At 57.5% G+C, this 22,725-nt stretch carries 22 protein-coding genes and 1 tRNA gene; 15 read left to right on the top strand and 8 right to left on the bottom strand.

Annotated elements, in window-relative coordinates; translation table 11 throughout:
* Positions 1 to 87: 87 nt before the first annotated feature.
* The 3 genes from GM79_RS01785 to GM79_RS01775 form a co-directional block, all read right to left on the bottom strand.
* Positions 88 to 1,533, bottom strand: coding sequence for an RtcB family protein (locus GM79_RS01785; protein ID WP_035558217.1), 1,446 nt, complete (start codon positions 1,531 to 1,533; stop codon positions 88 to 90).
* A gap of 82 nt (positions 1,534 to 1,615) precedes the next feature.
* A complete protein-coding gene (locus GM79_RS01780; protein ID WP_072008498.1) occupies positions 1,616 to 2,359 on the bottom strand; it encodes a hypothetical protein in 744 nt (247 codons plus the stop codon).
* Between the two features lie 79 nt (positions 2,360 to 2,438).
* Positions 2,439 to 3,008: a Crp/Fnr family transcriptional regulator gene (locus GM79_RS01775; RefSeq protein ID WP_035558214.1), complete on the bottom strand. Its 570-nt coding sequence runs from the start codon at positions 3,006 to 3,008 to the stop codon at positions 2,439 to 2,441.
* A 148-nt stretch (positions 3,009 to 3,156) separates the two neighbouring features.
* Here GM79_RS01775 and GM79_RS01770 point away from each other — a divergent pair, with 148 nt between their 5' ends.
* On the top strand, positions 3,157 to 3,822 hold the full coding sequence (locus tag GM79_RS01770; RefSeq protein ID WP_035558210.1) for a DUF4159 domain-containing protein: 666 nt from the start codon (positions 3,157 to 3,159) through the stop codon (positions 3,820 to 3,822).
* A gap of 215 nt (positions 3,823 to 4,037) precedes the next feature.
* On the opposite strand, the gene GM79_RS01765 is transcribed toward GM79_RS01770, so the two are convergent.
* The 5 genes from GM79_RS01765 to GM79_RS01745 form a co-directional block, all read right to left on the bottom strand.
* A complete protein-coding gene (locus GM79_RS01765; RefSeq protein WP_035558208.1) occupies positions 4,038 to 4,619 on the bottom strand; it encodes a hypothetical protein in 582 nt (193 codons plus the stop codon).
* A 38-nt stretch (positions 4,620 to 4,657) separates the two neighbouring features.
* Positions 4,658 to 5,230 (bottom strand): 1-acyl-sn-glycerol-3-phosphate acyltransferase, encoded by a 573-nt coding sequence (locus GM79_RS01760; RefSeq protein ID WP_035558204.1) that lies wholly within the window; start codon positions 5,228 to 5,230, stop codon positions 4,658 to 4,660.
* A gap of 84 nt (positions 5,231 to 5,314) precedes the next feature.
* Positions 5,315 to 6,094, bottom strand: a complete 780-nt coding sequence (locus tag GM79_RS01755; protein ID WP_035558201.1) for a patatin-like phospholipase family protein — start codon at positions 6,092 to 6,094, stop codon at positions 5,315 to 5,317.
* An 80-nt stretch (positions 6,095 to 6,174) separates the two neighbouring features.
* Positions 6,175 to 7,023 carry an MBL fold metallo-hydrolase gene (locus GM79_RS01750; RefSeq protein WP_035558197.1) on the bottom strand — a complete coding sequence of 283 codons (849 nt, stop codon included), beginning with the start codon at positions 7,021 to 7,023 and terminating at the stop codon, positions 6,175 to 6,177.
* A gap of 261 nt (positions 7,024 to 7,284) precedes the next feature.
* Entirely contained in the window at positions 7,285 to 8,232 is a 948-nt protein-coding gene (locus tag GM79_RS01745; protein ID WP_035558195.1) for an acetyl-CoA carboxylase carboxyltransferase subunit alpha, read from the bottom strand.
* A gap of 295 nt (positions 8,233 to 8,527) precedes the next feature.
* Here GM79_RS01745 and GM79_RS01740 point away from each other — a divergent pair.
* From GM79_RS01740 to GM79_RS01680, 14 genes are all read left to right on the top strand, one after another.
* A tRNA-Asp gene (locus tag GM79_RS01740) sits at positions 8,528 to 8,601 on the top strand.
* A gap of 176 nt (positions 8,602 to 8,777) precedes the next feature.
* Positions 8,778 to 10,088 (top strand): site-specific integrase, encoded by a 1,311-nt coding sequence (locus GM79_RS22625; RefSeq protein ID WP_051718371.1) that lies wholly within the window; start codon positions 8,778 to 8,780, stop codon positions 10,086 to 10,088.
* A gap of 457 nt (positions 10,089 to 10,545) precedes the next feature.
* Complete coding sequence (locus GM79_RS01730) at positions 10,546 to 11,763, top strand: hypothetical protein (protein ID WP_035558193.1); 1,218 nt, start codon at positions 10,546 to 10,548, stop codon at positions 11,761 to 11,763.
* Positions 11,764 to 12,022: 259 nt separating this feature from the next.
* Positions 12,023 to 12,811 carry a hypothetical protein gene (locus GM79_RS01725; protein WP_035558190.1) on the top strand — a complete coding sequence of 263 codons (789 nt, stop codon included), beginning with the start codon at positions 12,023 to 12,025 and terminating at the stop codon, positions 12,809 to 12,811.
* Between the two features lie 91 nt (positions 12,812 to 12,902).
* Entirely contained in the window at positions 12,903 to 14,501 is a 1,599-nt protein-coding gene (locus tag GM79_RS22620) for an RNA repair transcriptional activator RtcR family protein (RefSeq protein ID WP_051718370.1), read from the top strand.
* Between the two features lie 105 nt (positions 14,502 to 14,606).
* On the top strand, positions 14,607 to 16,259 hold the full coding sequence (locus GM79_RS01715) for an AAA family ATPase (protein WP_035558187.1): 1,653 nt from the start codon (positions 14,607 to 14,609) through the stop codon (positions 16,257 to 16,259).
* 7 nt (positions 16,260 to 16,266) lie between these two features.
* Entirely contained in the window at positions 16,267 to 17,283 is a 1,017-nt protein-coding gene (locus tag GM79_RS01710) for a hypothetical protein (protein ID WP_035558184.1), read from the top strand.
* A 285-nt stretch (positions 17,284 to 17,568) separates the two neighbouring features.
* Entirely contained in the window at positions 17,569 to 18,270 is a 702-nt protein-coding gene (locus tag GM79_RS01705; protein ID WP_072008497.1) for a vWA domain-containing protein, read from the top strand.
* 47 nt (positions 18,271 to 18,317) lie between these two features.
* Positions 18,318 to 19,631: an agmatine deiminase family protein gene (locus GM79_RS01700; protein WP_035558181.1), complete on the top strand. Its 1,314-nt coding sequence runs from the start codon at positions 18,318 to 18,320 to the stop codon at positions 19,629 to 19,631.
* 44 nt (positions 19,632 to 19,675) lie between these two features.
* Positions 19,676 to 20,113, top strand: a complete 438-nt coding sequence (locus GM79_RS01695) for a murein L,D-transpeptidase catalytic domain-containing protein (protein WP_035558178.1) — start codon at positions 19,676 to 19,678, stop codon at positions 20,111 to 20,113.
* Positions 20,056 to 20,265, top strand: coding sequence for a murein L,D-transpeptidase catalytic domain-containing protein (locus GM79_RS26405; protein ID WP_081867494.1), 210 nt, complete (start codon positions 20,056 to 20,058; stop codon positions 20,263 to 20,265). The genes GM79_RS01695 and GM79_RS26405 overlap by 58 nt, the downstream gene beginning before the upstream one ends.
* 424 nt (positions 20,266 to 20,689) lie before the next feature.
* Complete coding sequence (locus GM79_RS25285; protein WP_161787097.1) at positions 20,690 to 21,535, top strand: hypothetical protein; 846 nt, start codon at positions 20,690 to 20,692, stop codon at positions 21,533 to 21,535.
* 10 nt (positions 21,536 to 21,545) lie between these two features.
* Entirely contained in the window at positions 21,546 to 22,190 is a 645-nt protein-coding gene (locus tag GM79_RS01685; protein ID WP_035558175.1) for a hypothetical protein, read from the top strand.
* Positions 22,191 to 22,194: 4 nt separating this feature from the next.
* Positions 22,195 to 22,704 carry a GreA/GreB family elongation factor gene (locus tag GM79_RS01680; RefSeq protein ID WP_035558171.1) on the top strand — a complete coding sequence of 170 codons (510 nt, stop codon included), beginning with the start codon at positions 22,195 to 22,197 and terminating at the stop codon, positions 22,702 to 22,704.
* Positions 22,705 to 22,725 lie beyond the last annotated feature (21 nt).

Below are 22,725 nucleotides of genomic sequence, written 5' to 3'. Positions count from 1 at the left end.
TCATAATTTTCACTGCAGAACCTGCTTCAAACAATAGTTTGCAACCAGTAGAATTGAGTTCAGCCAACAGGCACTCCTCCCCAGCACCTACTCCGCCAGCGCCGAAGCATCGGCCTGCGAATTGGCGGCTCCTTCGGCTGCCGCGGCGGCCTCAGCGGCTTTTTTCGCCAGCTTTTTCTTGCGCCACGGGGCATCTTGCTCCCAGTCGCCGGCCATGATGCAGCCGTAGGGGCGGATTTCGTCGATGATGGTGGCCAGGTTGAATTCCGTGATTTGCTGCTTCACGTCCTCGGCGTTTTTGTAAGCGCTGGGCAGCTCCGAAATATCAATGCGGTTGAAGAAAAAACGGGCGTCGATGCCTTGGGTTTCTTCGGCAAAAATTTCCTCGGTGGTCTGGCCGGCTTTGCTGAATTTGTGGCGGGTGCGGCTCAGGTTGCGGCCCGCGCCGTGCGGAGCAAAGCCAAGATTATTCTCGTTCGTGTCGCCTTCCACAATCAGAATGGGCTGGGCCATGTTGAGTGGAACAATGCGCGGGCCGGTGATATCGGGCATAAATTTGGTATCCAGCGGTGTAGCGCCTTTGGCATGGTAGAAGACGTCGCCGTCGCGGAACACGAAGTTGTGCTCGTTCCAGTAGCGCTGTTGCACGGCCGCGCCAGTTTCCGCCACAATGGCATCGTGCAGTACCAGATGGTTCTGCTTGGTCCATTTGCGCACGGTTTGCAGCGCCTGCCAGTAGTTTTCGCCTTCCACGGTATCACTCGGAATCCAGGCGTTGGCCGGGGCAGTTTCGGGCGAGATTTCACGCCTAAAAAACTCCGCCACTTTCATACCATGACCGTAGAGCACCGCCCCCACACCGCGCGAGCCATGGTGGCTTATGAGCATGGTATCGCCGGTGGCGGCCGAAACGCCCACGTACAAGAAATGATTGCCATCGCCCTGCGTACCCAAATGCTCGCGGGCCATTTTCAAACTGCGCGCTGAATTCAGAAACGGGTTGGCCGCCATTTCGGCCGCAATCTCGGCCGGCAGCGCAAACTGCCGGCCCTCCTCCCGCCCACCGGGGCCGAAATGCGTAGTGCGCTGCGCCACGTCGAGCACGGTTTTGGGGTCGGCTTTGCCCAGGTTGGTCAGCATCACCGAGCAGCAGATATCAGCGGAGTGCATGCCCGGATGAATGGCCCGCAGCGTGGCCACTACGCCGCCCACCGGGATGGTGCCCAGCGGCCCGGCCGGGCAGGCATCGGGCATAATGGCCCCGGCCACCACCGTGGGCGTGCGCATGAGCAGGGCCATCGACTTCTTCACATAATCGATATTGTCCTGCTCCACAGCCGATTCGGCCCGGATGTTTTCGTGGTAGGCCACCGGCGCGGCAAGCAGCGGAATGGTGGGCGCGGGCTTCACGGTATCGAGGTAGGCCGTCAGGGCGGCACCGCTCAGGTCGTGGTCGTTGATGTGCGCTAGTGCGTCTTTAAACCATTTGCCGGGCTTAAACCCGAGGTCGAGGAGGTCCTGGCCAGTTGTCATCGGTGTTTTATTTGAAAGAGGGCGAATGCGCTGCCGGAAATATACGCTGCACCGGGCAGCCCGGTACCCACCCGCCATAAGCCTAACGGTTCGGCCCACAACCGGCAGTAGTAGCAGCAGCAGCAGCATGGGAAGCGTCTGTTTCAGGAAAAGTACCGCCCGACCACAGCCGCCTAATGGCCGTGAGGTGCGCCAGCAGCACCAGCGGCACCACGACGGCGGGCAGCCAGGCAAAGGGAAAGTGCAGAATGGCCACGTTGGGTTGGCCGAACGCGAAGCGCTGGAACGGCGAAGGGGCTGAAAGCAGCGCATTGACAACGATATTGCCCAGCAGCCCCAGGGCCAGCAGATTCCACAGCAGCAGGCCCCGACGGCCCAACCGCCGCTGCCGAAACGCCACCCAGTACACCACCGGGGCCGTGAGCCCGGCCAGAATGTCGAAGTTGCGGCCCTCAAACGTCATCAGCTGCGGCACGGTGTCGGCTTTGTAGAGGCCCAGCAGCACCAGCTCCACCGGAATACGCACCACGTGCAGCAGCGTGAGCCGGTCGAGGCGCAGCTGGCCGAGCCAGACGCGGCCCCGAGGCGTGCAAAACAACGCCGCCAGCAGCCCCACGGGTGGCAGCAACAGCAGGGTAAACCGGGGCGGCCAGCCCACCGGGTGCGTATAGAACCCGCTGTAGGCCAGGCCGCCCTGCACCAGCAGCCAGCCGGCTAGCAGCACCAGCGCCCGGCCCGGCCAGCCCGCAGCCCAGCCAAACAGGCCCACCGCCAGCAACGTGGTAATAATGAAAACAACGGCCAGATAAGCAGGAACGGGCAGCATAAGCAGCAGGAATTAATACGCCGCAAAGCACGGCCGCCGCCGGGCCACAGTGCCTGCCAAATGACAGTAAATGCGCGGCCTACCCTTTCCGAATCCGGCTCAGCGAGGTATCGGTGATGCCCAGGTAGGAGGCCAGGTGCCGCACCGACACATGCTGCATCAGCGCGGGGCTGGTGCGCAGGAGCTGGGCGTAGCGCTCGGCGGCCGTTAGCGTCACCATTTCCAGCATCCGGGCCTTGAGGTTGGCAAAGCCGTGCACGAGCAGCCCCCGGCCAAACTCCCGGAACTCGGGCCGCGCGTGAAATAACTCGTTGAACTGCTGGAACGTGAGGCACCAGCCGGCGCAGTCGGTCAGGGCCTGAATGTTTTCCTGGGCGGGGGCGCGGGTGAAGAACGAGGCCGGCTCCAGCACCATGCGCCCCGGCTGGTAGAAAGTGGTGCTCACCTCCTGCCCCGCCGGGCTCAGCACGAAGGCCCGCAGCCAGCCCGCATCCAGAAAGAGGTAGTCGTTGCTCACCTGGCCCTGCCGCAGCAGCAGCTCGCCCCGCGCCAGCGTTTTGGCCACGAAAGGCTCGGCAATGGCCGCCGCGTCGGCCGCCCCGATGCGGCCGGTGCTCTGAAGAAACTGGTGCAGCTGCTGCTTGCTCATGGGTTGGGGCGGGGTCGCAAAATCGGGCGGGTGAGCCGCGAAGTTCGGCAGTGGCTTTCTTTGTTGGGCGGCCGGCGGGCTGAACTTTTCGCGCCGCCTTCGTTCTTTTCCAGCTACGGGTATTGTCCCGCTATTCGCTTTCTCCCTTATGCGCGCTACGTTTCTCCTGCTTGTTACCTTCCTCCTCGCGCTCACGGCGGCCGCGCCGCCCGCGCCTAGCTTCCGCATTGCCAAGCTGCACTACGGCGGCGGCGGCGACTGGTACGCCAACAAAACCTCCCTGCCCAATCTCATTCAGTTCTGCAACCAGACGCTGAAAACCAACATCGCGCCCGACGAAGCCACCGTGGAGCTCGACGCGCCCGAGCTGCTCACCTACCCGTTCATTCACATGACGGGCCACGGCAATGTGACGTTCACTGCGGCCGAAGCCAGGAACCTGCGCCGTTACCTCATCGGCGGGGGCTTTTTGCACATCGACGATAACTACGGGCTGGACAAATTTATCCGGCCCGAAATGAAAAAGGTTTTCCCCGAGCTGGAATTCGTGGAGCTGCCTTTTGGTCACCCCGTTTACCACCAAAAGTTCGATTTCCCGCGCGGCCTACCCAAAGTACACGAGCACGACGGCAAACGCGCCCAGGGTTTCGGGCTCCTCTACAAAGGCCGCCTCGTCTGTTTCTACAGCTACGAATGCGACCTGGGCAACGGCTGGGAAGACCTCGGCACCTACCCCGAAGACACGCCCGCCAACCACGACGCCGCCCTGCGCATGGGTGCCAACCTAGTGGCCTACGCCCTGACGCAGGATTAGGCCATCGCGCAGAAGTAATCGCAGACTGAAATCTGTCATGCTGAGCTTGTCGAAGCATCTCGCTCGCATCGTCAGCACCATTCAACGATGCGGTAGAGATGCTTCGACAAGCTCAGCATGACAGATTTTAATTTATGGCTACTTCCTGAACAACCTATCTAATCTACTACTTCCGCTCCTCAAAAACAGCTTCTTGCTAATTTCAGACTTGGCACCTAATACCGGCGCTGAAAAATTTCGCTGAGCACGAAGGCGGCCCGCACCGTGGCTGGCTGCCCCAGCATCTGGCGCACGGTCGTATTCAGGGCACTCGTGGGGCGTACGTCGGTGGGCTGAATGCTCCGTTCCAAAGCCGCTTCTTCCGAAGCGCGGGGCATATCGGCCGAGCGCCGCACCAACGGGCCCAGGTGGGTATGCGGCCGGGCCGTGGCCGGTGCTTCCAGCGACCTTTGGCGCACCGTGGTGCGCTCCTGGCTACGTGCCGGGCGGGCAATTTCCCGGGGCATCAGGCGGCCGCCGGGCGTGCGCCGGCCTGGGGCCGGCGGCGGGGTTTGGCTTGGGCGCGGCACCGGTACCGACGATGGTGCCGGGGCGCCGGGTTCGGCCGCGTTTTTGGCCTGCATCTGCTTCAGCAGTTCCTGAAACGTGGCGGCGGGCATTCCCGGCACCCCGTTGCCAGGGTTGCGGGGTCGCTCCTGGCTATCCTGCGCGTTGGTGGCGCGCATCTTCGCAATCATGCGAAACACGAAAACGCCGATGGCAAACAGAACCCAAAGCAGGGTGAATATTTTATCCATGCCGGAAGATAAGCAGACGCGCCAATCCGGCCGCAGCGCTAGCGAATGCCTTTCTCCGGAAAGCGTCCGGTTTTGGTCCGATAGAAGGCTTTGATTTTGGCTTCGTCGGCTTCGTAGTCGCCCGAGGGGTACACGGCTTCACCTATGCCGGCTTCTTTGTTTTTATAGTCCAGATAGCCCAGCCGGATGGGAACGTTGGCCCCCAATGCCGCAAAATAATAGCCCTTGCGCCAGCGCGGCTGGTAGGCCCGCGTGCCCTCCGGCGTGATGAGAATCACCAACTCCTCTTGCTGGTCGAATAGCTTTATCATCCCGTCTACCAGGCTGTTGTTCTTGCTGCGGTCCACGGGCAGGGCGCCCACGGCCCGCACCATGCCACCCAGCAGCCAGTGCTCGGTCCATTCCTTTTTCACGGTGAAGCGTACGTCCACATCCATCAGGTAAAAGGCGGCCCGCGCCATGATGAGGTCCCAGTTGCTGGTGTGCGGGGCCGCAATCATCATGCTTTTCTTAATCTCCGGGTTGCGGATTTCGCCCAGTTTCCAGCCGGCAATCCAGAAGACAAATTTTGCGATGAAGTACCAGGTTGTAGAAGTTTTACGGGTGGGCATCGATTAGCGTATTGATATGGTGAGCCGGGAAGCTGGCAGCGAGCCAACCATTGTAGACTACAAAGATGGCCCGCCGGCTCCAAGCTAGCGCTTTTCCGGGGAAAGAAGGGCTACAATTTCCCTGGCTCTGTCCAAAGTATGGCGGTAGCCAATAGCGAAAAGTTCGGCCCCTTGCTTGTAGCTCAGCGGCCGGAAATGACGCAGCTCGGGCGGCTCCAGCAACAGGTGGCACTGCGTTTTGCGGGTGTTCGTATTGGCATTGATGGCCAACTGGAGCGTCCGCTCAATCAGCCGCCGGAGGTTGGGAATGTGCACTTCCGGGCTAATGGGGTTGCAATTGACGCCCACCACCCGAATATCAGCACGGCCCAGCAGCGGCTCCACGGGTAGGTTGTTGAGCAGGCCGCCGTCTACCAGCTGCCGGCCCTGGTACGCCACCGGCCGGTACACTATAGGCACGGCCGAAGAGGCCAAAAGCGGCGGCAACACCGGTCCCGCGCTGAAATACACCGATTCGCCGGCCAGCAGGTCGGTTGCTACCAGCGTAAGGGGAATATTCAGGTCCTCAAAATTCACTTTTGACCCTAGCTGCCGGGCAATTACCTCCGCCACGGCATCCAGATGCAGCAGTCCCAAACGATTGAACGCCGGCCGGGTAAGCCGAAACAGGTTCGTATCGAGCAGCATTTTGAGAACCTCGCGGGGCGGCATGCCAGCCGCGTAAAATACGGCCGCGATGGCGCCGGAACTCACCCCAGCCAGCTGCCCAATGGGCAGCCGCAACTCATCGAGCGCCGCCAGAACGCCCAGGTGGGCAATTCCCCGCGCGCCGCCCCCCGATAATGCCAACCCCAGCTGGGCCATGTGCTATTCTTTTTTAGTTTGTAGACACCGGGGGCCAGCGCGTCACGCAAAAGCAGGCCTCGACCCAACCAAACCTGGCCTTACAAATCGGCCAGCCGTAAGGTTTCGGCCAGTCGTACGCCTTTGTCGGTATGCTGCACGGTGCAGGCCTCGTGGGTGGCGTCGTGCTCCAGCAGAAGCACCCAATTTTCATCGGCTGCCCGGCGCAGCACGGCCTCTTTTTCGGTCATGGTCACGAGCGGGCGCGTGTCGTACCCCATCACGTAAGGCAGCGGAATATGGCCGGTGCTGGGCAACAAATCAGCCATGAACGCCAGGGTGCGGCCTTTGTAGTCCAGCACGGGCACCATCATTTTCTCGGTGTGCCCATCGGCCATGATGATTTCGCGAAACGATGCCAACCGACTGGGCACGCCCGCCGCCACGTCCACAAACTGCAACTGCCCGCTTTCCTGAATGGGTAAAATATTCTCCTTCAAAAAGCTCGCCTTCTCGCGGGGGTTAGGCGTCACGGCCCAGTCCCAGTGCGCCTCGTTGCTCCAGTACGTGGCGTTGGGAAACGCGACCTGCAAGGCGCCATCGGGCCGGCGCTGCACCGAGCCGCCGCAGTGGTCGAAGTGCAAGTGCGTCAGAAACACATCCGTAACATCGGCGCTGGTGAAGCCCAGCTTGCGCAGGGATTTTTCCAGCGTGTCGTCGCCGTGCAGGTGGAAATGCCCCCGAAACTTTTCGTCTTGCTTCTCACCAATGCCATTATCGATGAGCAGCAGCCGGCCCGCGTCCTCAATCAGCAGGCAGCGCATAGCCCAGGTGCACATATTATTAGCGTCGGGCGGGTTCAGCTTTTGCCACATGCTCTTAGGCACCACGCCAAACATGGCGCCGCCGTCGAGCTTAAAAAGACCAGTACCGATGGTATGAATTTTCATATTTTTATTTAGTAGACTTGTTCCTAAATACAAAAAAGTATGAAATCGACGGTTATGCTGAGCGCAGCCGAAGCATCTCTACCGCTTCGTTGAGTCGATTGGATTAGTTGCGCGGTAGAGATGCTTCGGCTGCGCTCAACATGACTCGCTTTTTTCGTTTCTGCTTATTCGGGAACAAGTCTGTTAGCTGCTAGCTATTAGCCTTTTCAAAACCCTGTAGCTGCTAACAGCTAATGGCCAGAAGCTAATAGCTCAAAAGACTTATTCCACCACCACGCCCATGGCCGAAAACTTGTCGATGCGCTGGCTGATGCGGTCGGCGGGGTCCATGGCGCCCAGCTCCTTGAGCGTTTTGAGCAGCGTGTTTTTCAGGGTTTCAATCATCTGCTCGGGCGCGGTGTGGGCGCCTCCCAGCGGCTCCTTCACGATGCCATCGATTAGACCCGCCGATTTCATATCGGTAGCCGTGAGTTTGAGCGCCTCGGCCGCCTGCTCCTTATAGTCCCAGCTGCGCCACAGAATGCTGCTGCACGACTCCGGCGAAATCACCGAGTACCAGGTGTTTTCCAGCATCAGCACCCGGTCGCCGATGGCAATACCCAAAGCCCCGCCACTGGCGCCCTCGCCAATAATGACGCAGACAACCGGCACCTTCAGCATAAACATCTCCTTGAGATTGCGCGCAATGGCCTCGCCCTGCCCCCGCTCCTCGGCCTCCAGGCCCGGAAAAGCGCCGGGCGTGTCAATGAGCGTCACCACGGGCACGTTGAATTTCTCGGCCAGCTTCATCAAACGCAAAGCCTTGCGGTAGCCCTCGGGGTTAGGCATGCCAAAGTTGCGAAACTGCCGCTGCTTGGTGTTGTGGCCCTTTTGCTGCCCGATAAACATCACGGTGCGGCCATCAATCTCGCCAAACCCGCCCACCATGGCTTTGTCGTCGCCCACGGTACGGTCGCCGTGCAGCTCCACAAACTTTTCGGCCATGCCCTCAATATAGTCCAGCGTATAGGGCCGGTCGGGGTGGCGCGAGAGCTGCACGCGCTGCCAGCGGGTGAGGTTGGCGTAGGTTTCTTTTTTGAGGGCCTTGATTCTGGCTTCGAGTGCCGCAACAGCCTCGCGTACGTCAACGTCACTCTCGTCGGCCAGCTTTTGCATTTCAAGGAGCTTGCCTTCGAGGGCGGCAATGGGTTGTTCAAAATCGAGTAACATGAACTAAGGATTATTTCGAATGGAAAGACGAAAGAAGAACGCCGCAAAGAGCCGCAACGGGGGAAAGCAGGCATCCCCCCGCCACAAAAGCCGTTCGTTCGGCGGATGGCAAAGGTAAAACATCCATCGCAGCAGCAACCCACAAAAATTAATAGGCCTGAAAAACAACACACAACCTTTCTCAAACCCCCGTTTTTAGAAAAACTTTAGCCCTGTGCTTGCAGGACGCGGTTTCCTTCCCCTACCTTTGTATCACCAAAACGGAAAAGCACACGGCTTCTCCACCAAGGCAAACGGTTTGGTAGTTCAGTTGGTTAGAATGCCGCCCTGTCACGGCGGAGGTCGCGGGTTCGAGTCCCGTCCAGACCGCTACCGTTTACTAACGAAAGCCCCTAGAAGTCGCAAATCTGGCAACAGAAGCGGTTTTTAGGGGTTTTTGCTTTTAGACGTTTTCGGAATTACAGCCCGGTTTAGGAGCATTTACGCCCCCACTGCCGCCCCCAGTGGCGGCCCCAAAGGCATCACTCCCCTAACCACTCTTTCCGATGACCATTACGTTTGAACGGCGGACCGACCGCCCCGACGCCACCGGGCGCTGCACCATTCACCTGCGGGCTTACTTCGACAACCAGCGGCTGCGCTTCGCAACGCGGGAGCGCTGCCTGGCCACGGAGTGGCACGCCGAGCGCAATCAATTTCGGCGCAACTTCCCTGGAGCACAGGAAGCCAACGAGTATTTACAATCGTTGTGCGACCGGTTGCACGCCCATTACCGGCAGCTGCGGGCCGCTGGCGCGGTTATTACACCCGAAGTATTAAAAGCAGTGTTAGCGCCGCCGGTGGCGGCAGCGCCCGCGGTTGAAGCGGAAGTACCGGTGATTTGGCTGACGGACTTGTACGTGGACTATCAGGCAGCGCTGCTGGCCCGCGGCAACCTGGCGCAGTCGCTGGAATCGGTGGCCTCGACGCTGGTTCACCTGAAAGGGCTGGAAAAGTCGCTGAAGAAGCGGCTGCAGCTCGGGGATTACGACCTGGCTACCCACGACAAGTTTTTGGCTTACCTGCGCGGGACGCGGAAGCTGGCGCAGAATACGGTCTGCAAGACGGTGAAGCACGTGAAGGCCTTCCTGCGCTATGTGCGCGAAGACCGGCGGATGCCGGTGGCCGTGGAAGCGCGGGAGATGAAAATCAAGTGGACCGACGTGGAAAAGGTCTACCTGAGCACTGCGGAATTGGAGCTACTGGAAAAGGCAATGCTGCCTTCCTCCTTGGTGGGGACGCGGGATGCGTTTTTGTTTTGCTGTTACACGGGCTTGCGGCACTCGGACTTGACGGCCTTGAGCACGGCCAACGTGAAGACCTGGGACGGCAGCCGAATCCTGCGCCTGACGCAAACCAAGACGCGCACGGCGGTGAGTATTTACCTCACGCCGCCGGCGGCAGCGCTGCTGGACAAGTACGACGGGACGCGGGCCCACCTGCTGCCGTCGACGTCGAACCAAGTGATGAACCGCAACTTGAAGCGCATCGCGCAGCTGGCGGGGCTGCGGGAGATGGTAGAATTGGTAACTATCGAGGAAGGCAAGGTGGTGAAGCGGCAGCAGCCCAAGCACGAGCTGCTGAGCATGCACACGGCGCGGCACACCTTCGCGGTGCTCTCGCTGATGCGAGGGCTGCCAGTGGCGGTGCTGCAAAAGGTGCTGGGCCACGCCAAGATTCAAACCACGATGCTATACGCCAAGGTGGTCGAAGACTTCCAGCACCAGGAAATGCGGCGGATATGGGAATTTGGAGGTGCGGTAGTGCCTGCAACAGCACCAAACCCAGTCTGCGCCATAGAAACTGCCGTTGCGTAAACTTCTGCTTAGAGAGAAAATCCCGGCATGATACCTCGCCGGGATTTTTCTCTTTTATGTTCTTCTGCGCTAATGTAAGCCTATTTACCGGTGCATTATCGAAGTAAATAATATGCCTATTAAATAAAACCTACCAGCTTCCCGAGCGCACTAAGAAAACAGCATACAATGCTACATGTTAGCATAAAATGCGATAGTATCAAATTCAAAAAGCACCTCAGGAGCCTCTTCAAGGACTTTTCTAGGTTGGCCTCATTATAGCAAAAGCAGAGATACCCAGCACTAAGCTGGTCGCTTTGTATTTGCTCCCATGACTAATCCGTTTAACGCGCCTGTACTTTCACCTTCCTCTACTGAGGTTTATTTAACGCCAGGTCCAGGCCCAACCGGCGAAGCGTCGCTACTTGCTGCACTGCATCAGAACCGCGATACCCAAGAGCAGCTTCAGCGCTATGGTATGCAGCAGAGCGGTAGTCACCGGGGTCACCCGGAGGCATTGGAAGGCCACCTCGACGCGTTGTTTGAAACTTACAAGCACACCAACTCACGGGAGTGGGAGGCAGGCGAGCAGCAGCGCTTGGAGGTCGCAGGCAAGGTAAAAGAGCTGGGCGCGCGAAATCACGAGCTAACCCGGCGCGCAACGCAGGTGCAAGACACGTTGGGCCGCCGGCTAGCCGAATCCCGGGACCAGCTCATGGCCGCCCGTCGCCGGCTGACCGGACTCCGAGAGGAAACGCTCGAGCTAGCTCCTCTCAACATACCCTTGCTATCTCTGCTGGGGACGATAATGGCGGGGTTAACGGTGATGCTTTACCTGTTTTACATTAATACCAGCTACCGAGCTTTCTTCGCGCAACTGGGCACTCTGGGTGGTGGCGCTATTGGCCACGAGCAGTTGCGAGCGTTGCTGGGAGCCTCGGGCATCTTCGACGCCACGGGCCTCCGGCCAGCAGCGGCTGCCATCTATCCCCTGCTGTTTCCCTTCTTTCCTTTTGCGCTGGGACTGGTGCTACACTTGGTTGCTGAAGGCCTTATTGGCAGCGGAGCAGCTCGTACGAAGCAGGTGGCAGTGGTTGGACTACTCCTATTCACGCTAGCAGTTGATGGGCTACTGGCCTACAAGATTCATGTGAATGCCAATTTAGTGCGCAGCCTCACCGGGCAAGCTATTGAGAAGTGGTACGGGGCAGCTGACTTCTACACCGTGCTCTGCTGTGGCTTTGGCACGGCCCTGCTTTGGGGCGCGGCGTTGCACGGACTTCTGACCCTGCTGGCTACCCGCAACCCTCACCGGCAACGGGAAGCCCAGCGGCTCGCCTACACTGCTGATGCCGCCCAGGCGGAAGCGGCAGCTTTAACCCTGGAAAACGAGCTTGAGGCGCAGCTGCAGGCGCTAGCGGCCGAGCAAGCAGCCAACCGCTACGAGGTGATTCGGCTGGAGGCCTCTCTTACCCAGGAGCTAGTGGTGGTGAGCTTCAACGGGCGGCTTAAACTATGCCTCGACGCCTTCTTTACGGGCTGGGTGCAGTTTATTGTAAACACCACTTTGCCGGGGTCGGCGGAGCCAGCGCAGTGCCGTACCGTGTATGAGCGGTTTCTGGACCGACGGTTTGACCGGGGCAGCAGACGCCAGGCTAGCCCGGATATGGTAAGCCTGCCGGGAACAGCAGCCTAAGCCTGAACCATCGACTCAAATCAGCAGGATAGCCAAGTACCTCTGCTTATGTGATTGCGACAACCAACTCAAAGCCGTGCACCAAGCCCGGCGATAGCAGCGGCAAACGAATACGCTTCATACATCATATTTTTTCTGGCTTTCGATGCATTTTACCCTACCCCCACTCCTGCTTATCCTTCTTCTATTAACTGGTTGCGCCTCTGAACCTGCCAGTACGCGGCCTGCTGCCCGACTGCGGCGTGATAACTATGTCGTCTTGCTTGACCTGTCAGACCGAATACTGCAGGAAGGCCAGATAACTCGGGATACTGCTCTGATTGGACAGGTAATCAAGAGCTACCAAGCTGAGGTGGCCCAAAAGCTATATGTGGGGAGTGCAGACCGACTTAAGATTGTGCTGGCTCCGCAGGCAAGCCATTCAGTGGCCGTTCAACAACTAGGGCAAGGCCTTTATCTGGACCTGGGTCAGGTAGCGCTGGCGCAACGTCGACAACTGGCTGAACCGCTGGGCAGAATACGCCAACAAGTAGCGAACCTATACGCGGCGGCGAGTCAGGACCGCAGCCCACGCCACTACGCAGGCGCTGACCTGTGGCACTACTTTCGTGACCAGCTGGCGCTGGACTTCCCGTCCAGTCCTGATTATGAAGACCACAACCACCTCCTGGTCCTGACTGATGGCTACCTGGACTTTGAAAGCTATGATGGGCACCGGCAGGCAGGGCACCGCTACGCCTCCACCCGCTTTGTACCAGAGCTAGCACAGCGCGGGGAGCAGTGGCCAGCGGTGTATAAGAAAAACAACTATGGCTTGATGCCCTTGCCAGGGCCCCGGACTGCGGCTCTACGCCACCTGCAGGTGGTGGTGGCCGAGGTGCAGCCCCACGCCGAGTACCACTTAGACATACTTACCGCAATATGGCAGCAGTGGCTGCAGGAATCGGGGATGTTAGCGCCGCAGGTGCTGCCGCGTGGCACTGACCTGGCCACAGCCCAAGAAACCTTAGGCCGGGCATTCACCCCTCGCAGCGCGCAGCCCAATTGATTCTGCTAGCTTGTAGCAGCATTCTTAAGACTAGCTTGCGGAAGCATTCTTAAGACGGAGCTTACTCCCTCTCTATTTCCCCTCCGTATCCATGGCGCATCTGCTCGTTTCCTGGCTGGCCCGCAACAATGACTTTCACTACAAGGAAGGTGGCGGATTTCAGAGTATCAATACCGACGGGCCTAACACTCAGTTTCATCAGCACTTCTTCGCCGACGGCGGCTTTGATGAACACATACTCCTGTATGCTGACCCTAAACAAGAATTAGCAGCCGAGCATCTGGCGAATTCCCTGCGGCGGCAGCATCCTCGGCGTGTTATTCACATTGAACTGCTGGCCCTTAACAATGTAATTGACCTAGCGGAGGTTAAGGCTAAAGTAGAAACATGGCTCCTTCATCGCCGGCAGCACGAGTTCACTCTGTACTTTTCTCCCGGTACCAGCATTATGCAGCTGGTGTGGTACGTTTGCCACACCAGCCTTGGGCTGAACACACACCTGGTGCAAACCCAGCCTGGCAAGTTCAGCCGCGATGGGCTGCCCGTGCTGAGCCGGTTTGAAGTAGAGCGTTCAACCACACCATTCACGGCAATTATTCGTGAGGAACAGGTGGCTGCGCGCACAGCTCGGGAATCTTCTGGTGTCATGGCTGAGCTGGCCCCAGAAGCGGTGCTGCCTGCGTCGAGCCCTGTTGTTGCCCGAAAAAGTAGCCGCAAAGGTGTTGTTCAGCCGGTTCAAAATGAGGACAATTCGTTCCTAGCACTGCCCAGCCTGGCGAAGGCCTACCGCCGCGCCGCTCAGGTCGCACAGACTGACCGGGTGACGGTACTCGTGCGCGGGGAAAGCGGGACGGGTAAAGAGCACCTAGCCCAGGCAGTACACAAACAGTCGAGTAGAAGCAAGGGGCGTTTCCTAGCAATCAACTGCGCTGCTCTTACGGACACGGTGCTGGAGAGCCGCTTGTTTGGCTACCAAAAGGGGGCTTTTACCGGTGCCGACCAGGATACGAAAGGGCTCTTTGAGTTGGCCAACGACGGCACGATTTTCCTGGATGAAATTGGTGACATTTCTCCCGCTGTGCAGACCTCCTTGCTGCGCGTGTTGCAGGAAGGGGAAATACAGCCTCTGGGAGGAACACCCCGAAAGGTAGATGTACGTGTGGTGGCAGCCACACATTGCGATTTGGAGACGCGCTGTCGCGAAGGCAAATTTCGCTGGGACCTGTACTACCGGCTGGCCGTAGCCGAGTTGGAACTTCCTCCTCTGAGGGACCGACCAGCCGCTGAACGCGAGCAGCTGCTTGACTACTTTATCCGCATCAAGAAAGACTATCTGCGCCAGGAGGCGCTGCTGGTGCTCAGTGCTGCCGCCCGCAAGCAGCTCATGTCGTACCCCTTTCCCGGTAACGTACGAGAGCTCGAGAATCTGATTGAGACTCTCTACGTGTTCCAGGAGCCCGGCCAAGCCGTGGAGCCCGCGGACTTGCCTAAACGTATCCGGTCAGGCGGGGCGTCCTTGGGGATGTCGCTGCGGATGGCCGATGTAAGCCGGGAGCACATTGTGCGCGTGGTAAGCCAATGCCAGGGAGTGAAGCGGCAAGCGGCAGTGCTGCTTGACTTGGATGAGCGGGTTGTGGCGAAGGCTATTCGGGAGCAAGCAGAACTCGAGACTGGGCTAGCAGCACATTAATGGCAGCCCACCTTCAATCGCCGTTTAGGCTCTCATTTCCTGTTACCTTGTGGTGAAATTGGCCTTGCCCAATCATTATAAAAACCCTTACCTCACGTCTTGTTCATGCAGCAGATTGCCGTTAAGAACTTCCGGGTTTTTGGAGCGCCCGCCGAATTTGATTTGTCTCCCCTCACTATTCTGACAGGACGCAACAATGCTGGCAAGTCCTCCCTTATCAAAGCCCTACTATTGCTGGCAGACTTCATTGAACAAGAAGACCAGACGGTGCTTCGACTAGATGGACCACGCGCGTCACGCCACAAAATAACCAACTTCGACAACCTAAAAAATTGGGAGGTAGCTGACGACATCATCCGTTTGAGTTATACCATGGGTGATGTTCGTCTTGAGTACGATTTCTCCCGTCACTCTGAGCCTAATATTGCCGTTCTCACCGGCTTTCGCATAGTTGTAGCTGCATTAAATGAGGACCTCAACATGAGGCTGATGAGCGAGTTTGAAAATCCTCATTACCAGATTACCGTACGTCAAGGGCTGATTGATTACATCGTTAATGAAGATGCTTACCTGAGGCTCCAAAGTCAGAGCTACTTAGCAGAGGCTGCTAAAGCCGAGAAGAAGCTCGCTACTATGGACCAAGAATTAACAGGTCGGGAAGCACAATTCGAGCGGCGTCCGGATATGTTAAATTATCCTGCAGTTTCGACTGCATTCAACCAGCTTCAAATCAACAGGAAAAAGTTACACATACGAATTTACGAGTTAAAAAAAGCAGCAGAAAGCCATAGGATTCGCGATAAAGGCTTGGTATACAGTACAAGTATAAGCTTAGAAGGAGTCGCCCCCGGAGTTCCCAGCATACCACGTATCATTCAACAGGGGTTGTTGGCTTATGTCGAGGCGGATGCTGCTCGCCCCGTGCAGGAGTTAAAGTACCTAGCCGAGCAAGTCCGAAGCACTTTGGTTCGCTTTTACCAGGAGTTACTGCAGCTCATGCGATTTCCTGTAGCACATCTTGGCCCAAACCGCACCTACCAATCCCGACTCTACTTCAGTAATCATACGGGCAGTGAAATCACCTCTATTGTAGAGGCCTTTGTACACCGAGGCATTCGGCGGAACAGCGCTGCAGATAAGTTCCTACGCCACTGGTTGCCTTTATTTAATGTGGGGGATTCGGTTAACGTTGTACCCGTTGAAGGCATGGCCTTCAAAATCACCATCAACGTAACCGGCAAGAAGGGCAGCCCCATTAATCTGGCCGACCTCGGTTTTGGGGCCGGTCAAATCCTAACCATCCTGCTCCAGATTGCCTCGGTTATAGAACGCCAGGAAGAACGTGCGGCAGCGGGCAGGTCTCGCAATGTGGCAGCGGTACTACTTATCGAGGAACCCGAAGCAAACCTGCACCCTCGATTGCAATCCTTGCTAGCCGTGTTATTCGAAGAGGTAACTCGAACCTACTCAATTCGGCTAGTGGTAGAGACGCATTCAGAATACCTCATCCGAAAGCTTCAATTGATTGTAGCTAGTGGGACACCGGACGAAGACCAGGAAGACAACGTGGTGCTTTTTTATATGGACCAAGAGCAAGACCAATCCGGTTCTTCAGTGGCCTCCGTTCGCCGCATCACTATCCAGGCAGATGGCAAGCTTAGTGACGTTTTCGGAAATGGTTTCTTCGATGAAGCCGATGAGAATGCCATGGAATTGTACCGCTTGCAGAAGAAATCTTCCCGCATTAAGCTATCCTAGTTTCGCTATGCCGCGCAAAGTATACTGCTCCCTGGAAGCCCTAGACGAAATATTTGACGACCCTACCGCCTTCGCTGACCTTTACCACATTGTGCGCGACTACCATGATGTGGTGCTGAATCTGCCTGAGGAGGCTCTGGAAAAGGCCATGCTGTCTAATCCCTATGTGCGTAGCCTATTCAAACGCGGTACTTACGGGGTGGACTGCGAAACAGAATTTTACGGCGGGCTGCCGGACGATTTAGCGGCAATTACCGCTGGGGGTCTCTTCATCTTGGACCAGGCCCCGGACGTGTGCGCTCGCCTTTCCAGCCGACATGGCATCTGCGTGCTTTCTGTACAAGACCCAACGCCCGCTCAAACCCTGACCACGCATTACTATCGGCAGATGGAAAAAGCCGATGCATACGAAGTCGCGGATGCTGGGCAGACCCAAGAACGGTGGCCGGCGTTGCTTGCCCCCCTGGGAAAGCTACCTATGAACTCGTTGTTGCTGGTGGACAACTACCTGTTCAGCAGCTTCAAGGAGGGAAAGCGCAACTTACTGAGTCTGCTAGACGGGCTGCTGCCATCCACACTGCACGAGGAGTTTCACCTGCTGCTCGTCACTACCAACCCTCGGAATGTATTAAACCCGGAGGTACTGGCGGCTTTATTCACCGAGATGCGTACGACCCTGAACCGTCCCTACACGATTGTGATGGGTTTGCTCACCCACGGCGATACTGACCGACGCTTTCATCGCCGCGCGTGGGTGAGCAACTACCACTTTGGCAGCAGCGACCGAGGGTTTGCCTGCTTTGGGGAGGATGGCCGCGTCAATGCCCACAACGACATCCGCATTCAGGGAGCATTTCGTGACGCCCGTGTGCCCTATGGGGATGTTCCCTGGCGGAGCATGCAGCTGGAGCTGAAGTCCGCAGCGGCCCTGCGTAATCATAATCAGCAACAGGGAGGCTGGATGGCCACTAATCTGCTGTACGGCAACTGCAACAACCGCTTGCTGGACCTGGCTGCATCTTAAGCTGCTTGCCGGAGAAGTAGAATATTAAAGCTCTCGTGTCCTTATAGAATCTACTTTTATTAAGAGCTGACGCTGGAGCAGGGGCCAGTAAATGCCTCATTTTATGCGCTACTGTTCGCAAAATATGCTGTAGTGCGCATTGCCGCATAGGCCCTGATGACACGTAGAGGCAGTTTTTGAAATTGGCTAGGTAATGGAATAAGGTGAATACCCTGTTGGGGGCGGGCTGCAATTGCTGGTCCGCGCAGAATATTCATTCCTATCATCCTTTTTTTCTAACACAGCATGGCCAACACCCTTACCCCTTCCAGCACTGTCTACAACTTACTCATCCTAGATGAGAGCGGCTCCATGGACATTGTGCGCCAGACAACCGTGAATGGCTTCAATGAGCTGGTGCAAACCGTGCAGGGCCTGGCGCGCGAATTCCCGGAGAAAAAGCAGGTGGTGAGCCTGACGACCTTCAATGGTCTTGGCATTAAAGAGAAACTGTTTATGCAGGAAGCATCAGCCTTGCAGCAGCTGACGCTGGCAGATTATCAGCCTAGCTCGATGACGCCACTGCACGACGCCATCGGGCAAAGCGTGAGCAAGCTGCGGAATGTGCTGGCCACCACCGGGGCAGCAAACTTCCAGGTATTGGTAACGGTGCTGACCGACGGCGAAGAAAACGCCTCGAGGGAGTATAGCCGCTCCACTATCCGCCAGCTTATTGAAGGGCTGAAAGAGCAGGACTGGACCTTTACATACATCGGAGCTAATCACGACGTGGACCGGGCCGCTGAGGCCCTGGCCATTGACAACAAGCTGGCTTTTAGTCAGGACGCTGGCGAAATGAACGTGATGTTTGAAAAGGAAAGGGCGGCGCGCCGGCGCTACAATATGAAGCCTGCAAATGACCCCTTCGGTGGTAAGTCGAAAGCGGATTACTTTGATGAGGATGAGCCAACAACTCCCGCCTCGTCTAGCGATGGCCCTACTGTTTAGTTAAACGGCATTTGCAAAACATATTCCTTACCCCAAATTAATCTGCAATGAGTGACCAAATACTTTCTGAAGAACATGCTCAATTATGGCAACAAAGCCGTCAAGACCACACCCCCGAAGCAACAGCGCGGCTACGGGAGCTGCTTGGTCAGCTTGAAGCCGCCTATGTTCGGGAAGCTGCGTTCAACGAGGTGCGCCTTCGGGAGCAAGGCACCGACGAGGCTTGGTATGCAGGTGTTGGACATAAAAACAACGTTCGAAACCACTTAGTATGGAGGTTAACTCAGGGACGAATTCGGGAGCTGCACACTGAGTTCTTGCAGGCTGCCAAGGAGGCCTTCGGCACGCTGGAAGAAGTAGAGACGACCTCCGTTCAATTCCAGACAGGCGCGGGCCTCCTGACCGATTTTGCCCCCGTCCGGCAGGTATACCTAGTTTTCCCCGACCAGGTAGTCGGCGAAGGCTGGGATTACTCGCCGCTGGCCGGATTTTACATCCAGCTGCTGAAAGCCATACCTGCCGACTTGGAAGTCGTTTTACTAGTAAAATCGAGCTGCATAGCCAACCGTTTGAAGGCAAACAGCGTGCGGGAGCGGATTCGCTACGTGGTACACAACGAGCTGGAAAGCATCTGGCTGCGCGACTATGCTGGCTTCAACATGGGGACCCACTTGGTAAAGCCTGTCTTCTCGCCCAAGCGCATCGGCGACAATATGAAGCTGTTGCATTCATTGCTCGGGGTAGACCTTGTTGCACTTCCGCTGGTGTGGGACGGCGGCAACCTGGTGTCTAACGGTCGCTACGGGTTTGTCAGTACCCGCATGCTTCAGCACAACACCAAAAAAAGCAAGCCGACTGAGCAGGTGACAATAGAGCTGGAAGAGCCAAGAGAATCAATTGGCAGAGTAATTCAGGCAGCGTTACAAATTCAGCCCGTATGGGTTGAACTACCCGGAGCCGACAAGCTGGCTCACACTGACGGGTACGTTGCCTTCATCTCACCGAATAAGGCCCTAGTTAGCACCTTTCCCGAGGCCTGGGCGCATAAATACCCGAAGGACCAACAATGTGTGGACGCGCTGGCTCAACAGCTACGTGAGTTAGATATTAAGGTAGTCCGTATTCAGGAACAGCCCCAGGATGTAGCTGGTCCCTCACCCATCGATAGCGCTGTTGGGCTTTATGTGAACATGCTACAGCTGAACGGCCACTGGCTTGTACCCACCTATGGGCTGGAAGGCGAACGGGAAATTTTGACACAATTGGAGCGGCTTAATCCTGGCGGCTCCATCATCCCGATAGAGTGCACCGAGCTTGCCAAGTTGGGCGGCGTACTGCACTGCATTAGCTTCTGCAACTAGACACAACCGGGCTTGGTAGGGGCTTTCTTCCACGCATCTCCATCATGACTACACCCAGCTTCCGATTTGTTTTTGTGCTGGCTGCAATAGTGGTATCCGGGCTGAGTGCCTGCAACAAGAACACAGCTAAGGAAGTCGGGCCACCTATCAGCCGCTATGTTGAAGAGCTACGCCGGGATGTGAAGCGCGAAGGCATAGCCTATAACGCTGATGTGGCGTGCTATGTGGACCTGACGCGGCCTGATAACGACTACCGCTTCTTTGTGCTGGACCTGACCCGGAAGAAAGTGCTGCTGCAGGGCATCTGCCTCAACGGCCAAACTGACGCGCAGGGGCAGGTGCGATATTCTAATGAGGTGGACTCCAACTGCAGCTCTCGGGGGCTGGCAAGCATTGGTGAGCGGTACACCGGCCGCTTTGGCCGGTGTACCGCTTGTATGGCCTCGAACCCAGCACTCGTAACGTTCGCCGGCGGGCAGTAGTGCTGCACTCCTGGGTGGGGGTACCAGCTGAGCCTGGCGCGGGGCACCCAATCCAGAGCGAGGGCTGCCCCACGCTCAACCCAGAGGTGCTTGACGCCGTGGCAGAAGTTATTGCCGGCTCTCCCAAGCCATTGTTACTCCGCTTGAATTAGGCACGAAGTGGACAGTGCCTAATTCTAAATAGGCAACGAGCATGTGGCTTGATTGACTACTTGGCTCACAACGGCATCATCGACAAGAAAATGCTTTTCGATAAGCTCTTCACCGAGCCCCATATCCTTGGGATTGTGGGGGGTATTCCGAGAAGAAACTCAGGTACGGCAGCTGTTTCACATCATCGACCAAATCAGTGTGAATGCCCAGGTGGTTGCCTAAACACTCCAAAGAACAATCAACTCCCCATACAAAGCCAGCATGGCGCCACATTTTATGTAGCAACTTCGCAGATTATGCTGTGCATCAGAAAGTCAAATATGCCTTCTGAGCATTAAAAATGGCCTTTTGGGTTTTGGCCGCATTCTAGCAAAAAGTAAATCGAATCCAGCATGGAGCAGGGTTCGATTTCTTTTTTCTGCTATGCCTCTCCTGTACGCTTCCTCCGCCTCGGTTCTCTCCCAGTCTCCTGCAGCCCAGAGCCTGCAGGTTTGCGAGGCAAGCCAACTAGACTTCGCAATCCAGCTGGCGGTAGAGGCGGCGTTGCAGGAGGGAATTGGCGCCCTCGAGCGGACCATTGCCGGCATTCTGCTGTGGGAAGGACGGGCCGGGGAGCACTACACCCTGCCCAGCATCATCGGCGCCCTGAGCCGCCCCGACAACCTGGAGCTGCTGCTGCACCACCTGCTGGCTGACGAGCAGGCGCTGAGTGCCATCCAGCGGAACTCCTACTACCATCACAACGGCTTTCGTAAGCTGGTGCTGCTGCAAAGCGCCGTGTTCAAGCTGCGCCTACACCTGTGGGAGGCCCGCAACGAAGCTCACCACGAGAACATTCACGACCACCGCTGGAACTTCGCCTCTACCCTGCTGGCTGGCAGCTTCACGACTGTTATCTGGGAGGAGGACCCAAACGGGCCCGAGGTGCGGCTGAACTGCACCTATACCCCCGCTAAGGAAGGTCAGACCTACGGCGTGCGCGAAAACGGGTTGGTGCAATTGCGCCAGCAGGCAACCCACACCCTGCGGGCCGGCGACATGTATTACATGCCCGCCAGCACACTGCACCAGGTGACTGACCCTGGTCAGGGACACACCCGGTCGCTGATGCTGACTGCTACCCCCGTGCTGGATGGCTGCAAGCTCTACGCTGACCACCCCATCGCCGAAGCGGATAAAGAGAACGTGCCCTTCACCCGCACGGCCATCCGCCGTGAGCTCGTGGCTTTGCTCTACACCCATTGTGCACCCGCTGCTATGGCAGCTTAATTTCCTAGCTATGTATATCTGTCTCGAAGGCCTGAAAGGCTGCGGAAAATCTACCCTGCTCAATGCGGCTCAGCAACTGCTGACCAGCCGGCAGGTTGCCTTTAGTACGGTGGCCCCCACCCGGGCAGTACCGGCCGAGCGCAGCTGGCAGGAACGGCTGTCGGCTCAGGTACCCTGCCTGCGCCGGCTGGATGCTTGGAACGATTACCTCTACGCCTGCCGGGCTAACTATGCGGCCACAACGGCGGACTGGCAGCGCCCGCTGGTGTTGGGGGACCGTAGCATTGTGACAAGCTACGCCACTCGCTGGCGGAAGTGGGGACACCCCAAGCGCTGCATTGAGCGGGTGAACCAGCGGGAGGCCCTGGTGCCAGCGCCTGACCACGTCATCCTGCTGGACGTTGACCCCACCGTGGCCTGGGAGCGGGCAGTGGCCCGGCGGCGCAGCTACGGGCAGCACGACGAGTCGCTACCACGCCTGCACGAAGCACGCGAAGCCTACCAGCAGATTGCCTCTTTTGGCATTGCCCGCCTTGCCCACACGCAGTGGCACACCCTTAATGCTAATCAGCCCGCCCCGGCTGTCTTCCGGGACTGGCTGACGCTGATGGAGCAGCTGACACCTACGACTTTTTCAACACCTCTTTTTACCTAGTCACATGAAGCACTACATCACCGAAGCTGGCAAGCAAATGCTGGAAACAAAAATCACGGACCAGAACCTGAAAATCCGCAACATACAGGCGGAGAAGAACATCGCCTACACAGCGAGTGGTGATGGCTGGCATGATAACCCGGGCTATAACCAGCTGCTGCAACTCGAGGAGCGGGCAATCACTGAGCTCAAGAACCTTGAGAAGCAGCTCAACACGTCCATCCTGTGGAGTCAGCCCCCAAGCACTAATCGGGTGCAGATTGGGACCATTGTGCGCTTCTCCATGCAGTCTGCCCGCGACCAAGTAGCCCGTGAGGTTCTCTACGAGATAGGTGGCCACGGCGAGTCGGACCTGCAGCGGGGCTGCATCAGCTACACCTCCCCTATTGGAGCGGCGCTCTATGAGTTGCGACGGGGCGCTGAGGCAGAGGTACTGATACCGGCCGGTAAAACCCGCATTCGCATCCTCGAGCTCTACCTGAATTGGGAGAGCGCGCAGGCAGTGTCAGTATAGTTGCCTTCCTTATTCACTCAC

The organism is Hymenobacter sp. IS2118 (genome assembly GCF_000715495.1).
Lineage (GTDB): Bacteria > Bacteroidota > Bacteroidia > Cytophagales > Hymenobacteraceae > Hymenobacter.
This window is presented reverse-complemented; position numbering and strand designations above follow the sequence as displayed.

Bases quoted from the DNA above. Each gene is read 5' to 3' on its own strand.
- GM79_RS01785 (WP_035558217.1), bottom strand. From the start codon at position 1,533: ATGACAACTGGCCAGGACCTCCTCGACCTCGGGTTTAAGCCCGGCAAA.
- GM79_RS01780 (WP_072008498.1), bottom strand. From the start codon at position 2,359: ATGCTGCCCGTTCCTGCTTATCTGGCCGTTGTTTTCATTATTACCACG.
- GM79_RS01775 (WP_035558214.1), bottom strand. From the start codon at position 3,008: ATGAGCAAGCAGCAGCTGCACCAGTTTCTTCAGAGCACCGGCCGCATC.
- GM79_RS01770 (WP_035558210.1), top strand. From the start codon at position 3,157: ATGCGCGCTACGTTTCTCCTGCTTGTTACCTTCCTCCTCGCGCTCACG.
- GM79_RS01765 (WP_035558208.1), bottom strand. From the start codon at position 4,619: ATGGATAAAATATTCACCCTGCTTTGGGTTCTGTTTGCCATCGGCGTT.
- GM79_RS01760 (WP_035558204.1), bottom strand. From the start codon at position 5,230: ATGCCCACCCGTAAAACTTCTACAACCTGGTACTTCATCGCAAAATTT.
- GM79_RS01755 (WP_035558201.1), bottom strand. From the start codon at position 6,094: ATGGCCCAGCTGGGGTTGGCATTATCGGGGGGCGGCGCGCGGGGAATT.
- GM79_RS01750 (WP_035558197.1), bottom strand. From the start codon at position 7,023: ATGAAAATTCATACCATCGGTACTGGTCTTTTTAAGCTCGACGGCGGC.
- GM79_RS01745 (WP_035558195.1), bottom strand. From the start codon at position 8,232: ATGTTACTCGATTTTGAACAACCCATTGCCGCCCTCGAAGGCAAGCTC.
- GM79_RS22625 (WP_051718371.1), top strand. From the start codon at position 8,778: ATGACCATTACGTTTGAACGGCGGACCGACCGCCCCGACGCCACCGGG.
- GM79_RS01730 (WP_035558193.1), top strand. From the start codon at position 10,546: ATGCAGCAGAGCGGTAGTCACCGGGGTCACCCGGAGGCATTGGAAGGC.
- GM79_RS22620 (WP_051718370.1), top strand. From the start codon at position 12,903: ATGGCGCATCTGCTCGTTTCCTGGCTGGCCCGCAACAATGACTTTCAC.
- GM79_RS01715 (WP_035558187.1), top strand. From the start codon at position 14,607: ATGCAGCAGATTGCCGTTAAGAACTTCCGGGTTTTTGGAGCGCCCGCC.
- GM79_RS01710 (WP_035558184.1), top strand. From the start codon at position 16,267: ATGCCGCGCAAAGTATACTGCTCCCTGGAAGCCCTAGACGAAATATTT.
- GM79_RS01705 (WP_072008497.1), top strand. From the start codon at position 17,569: ATGGCCAACACCCTTACCCCTTCCAGCACTGTCTACAACTTACTCATC.
- GM79_RS01700 (WP_035558181.1), top strand. From the start codon at position 18,318: ATGAGTGACCAAATACTTTCTGAAGAACATGCTCAATTATGGCAACAA.
- GM79_RS01695 (WP_035558178.1), top strand. From the start codon at position 19,676: ATGACTACACCCAGCTTCCGATTTGTTTTTGTGCTGGCTGCAATAGTG.
- GM79_RS25285 (WP_161787097.1), top strand. From the start codon at position 20,690: ATGCCTCTCCTGTACGCTTCCTCCGCCTCGGTTCTCTCCCAGTCTCCT.
- GM79_RS01685 (WP_035558175.1), top strand. From the start codon at position 21,546: ATGTATATCTGTCTCGAAGGCCTGAAAGGCTGCGGAAAATCTACCCTG.
- GM79_RS01680 (WP_035558171.1), top strand. From the start codon at position 22,195: ATGAAGCACTACATCACCGAAGCTGGCAAGCAAATGCTGGAAACAAAA.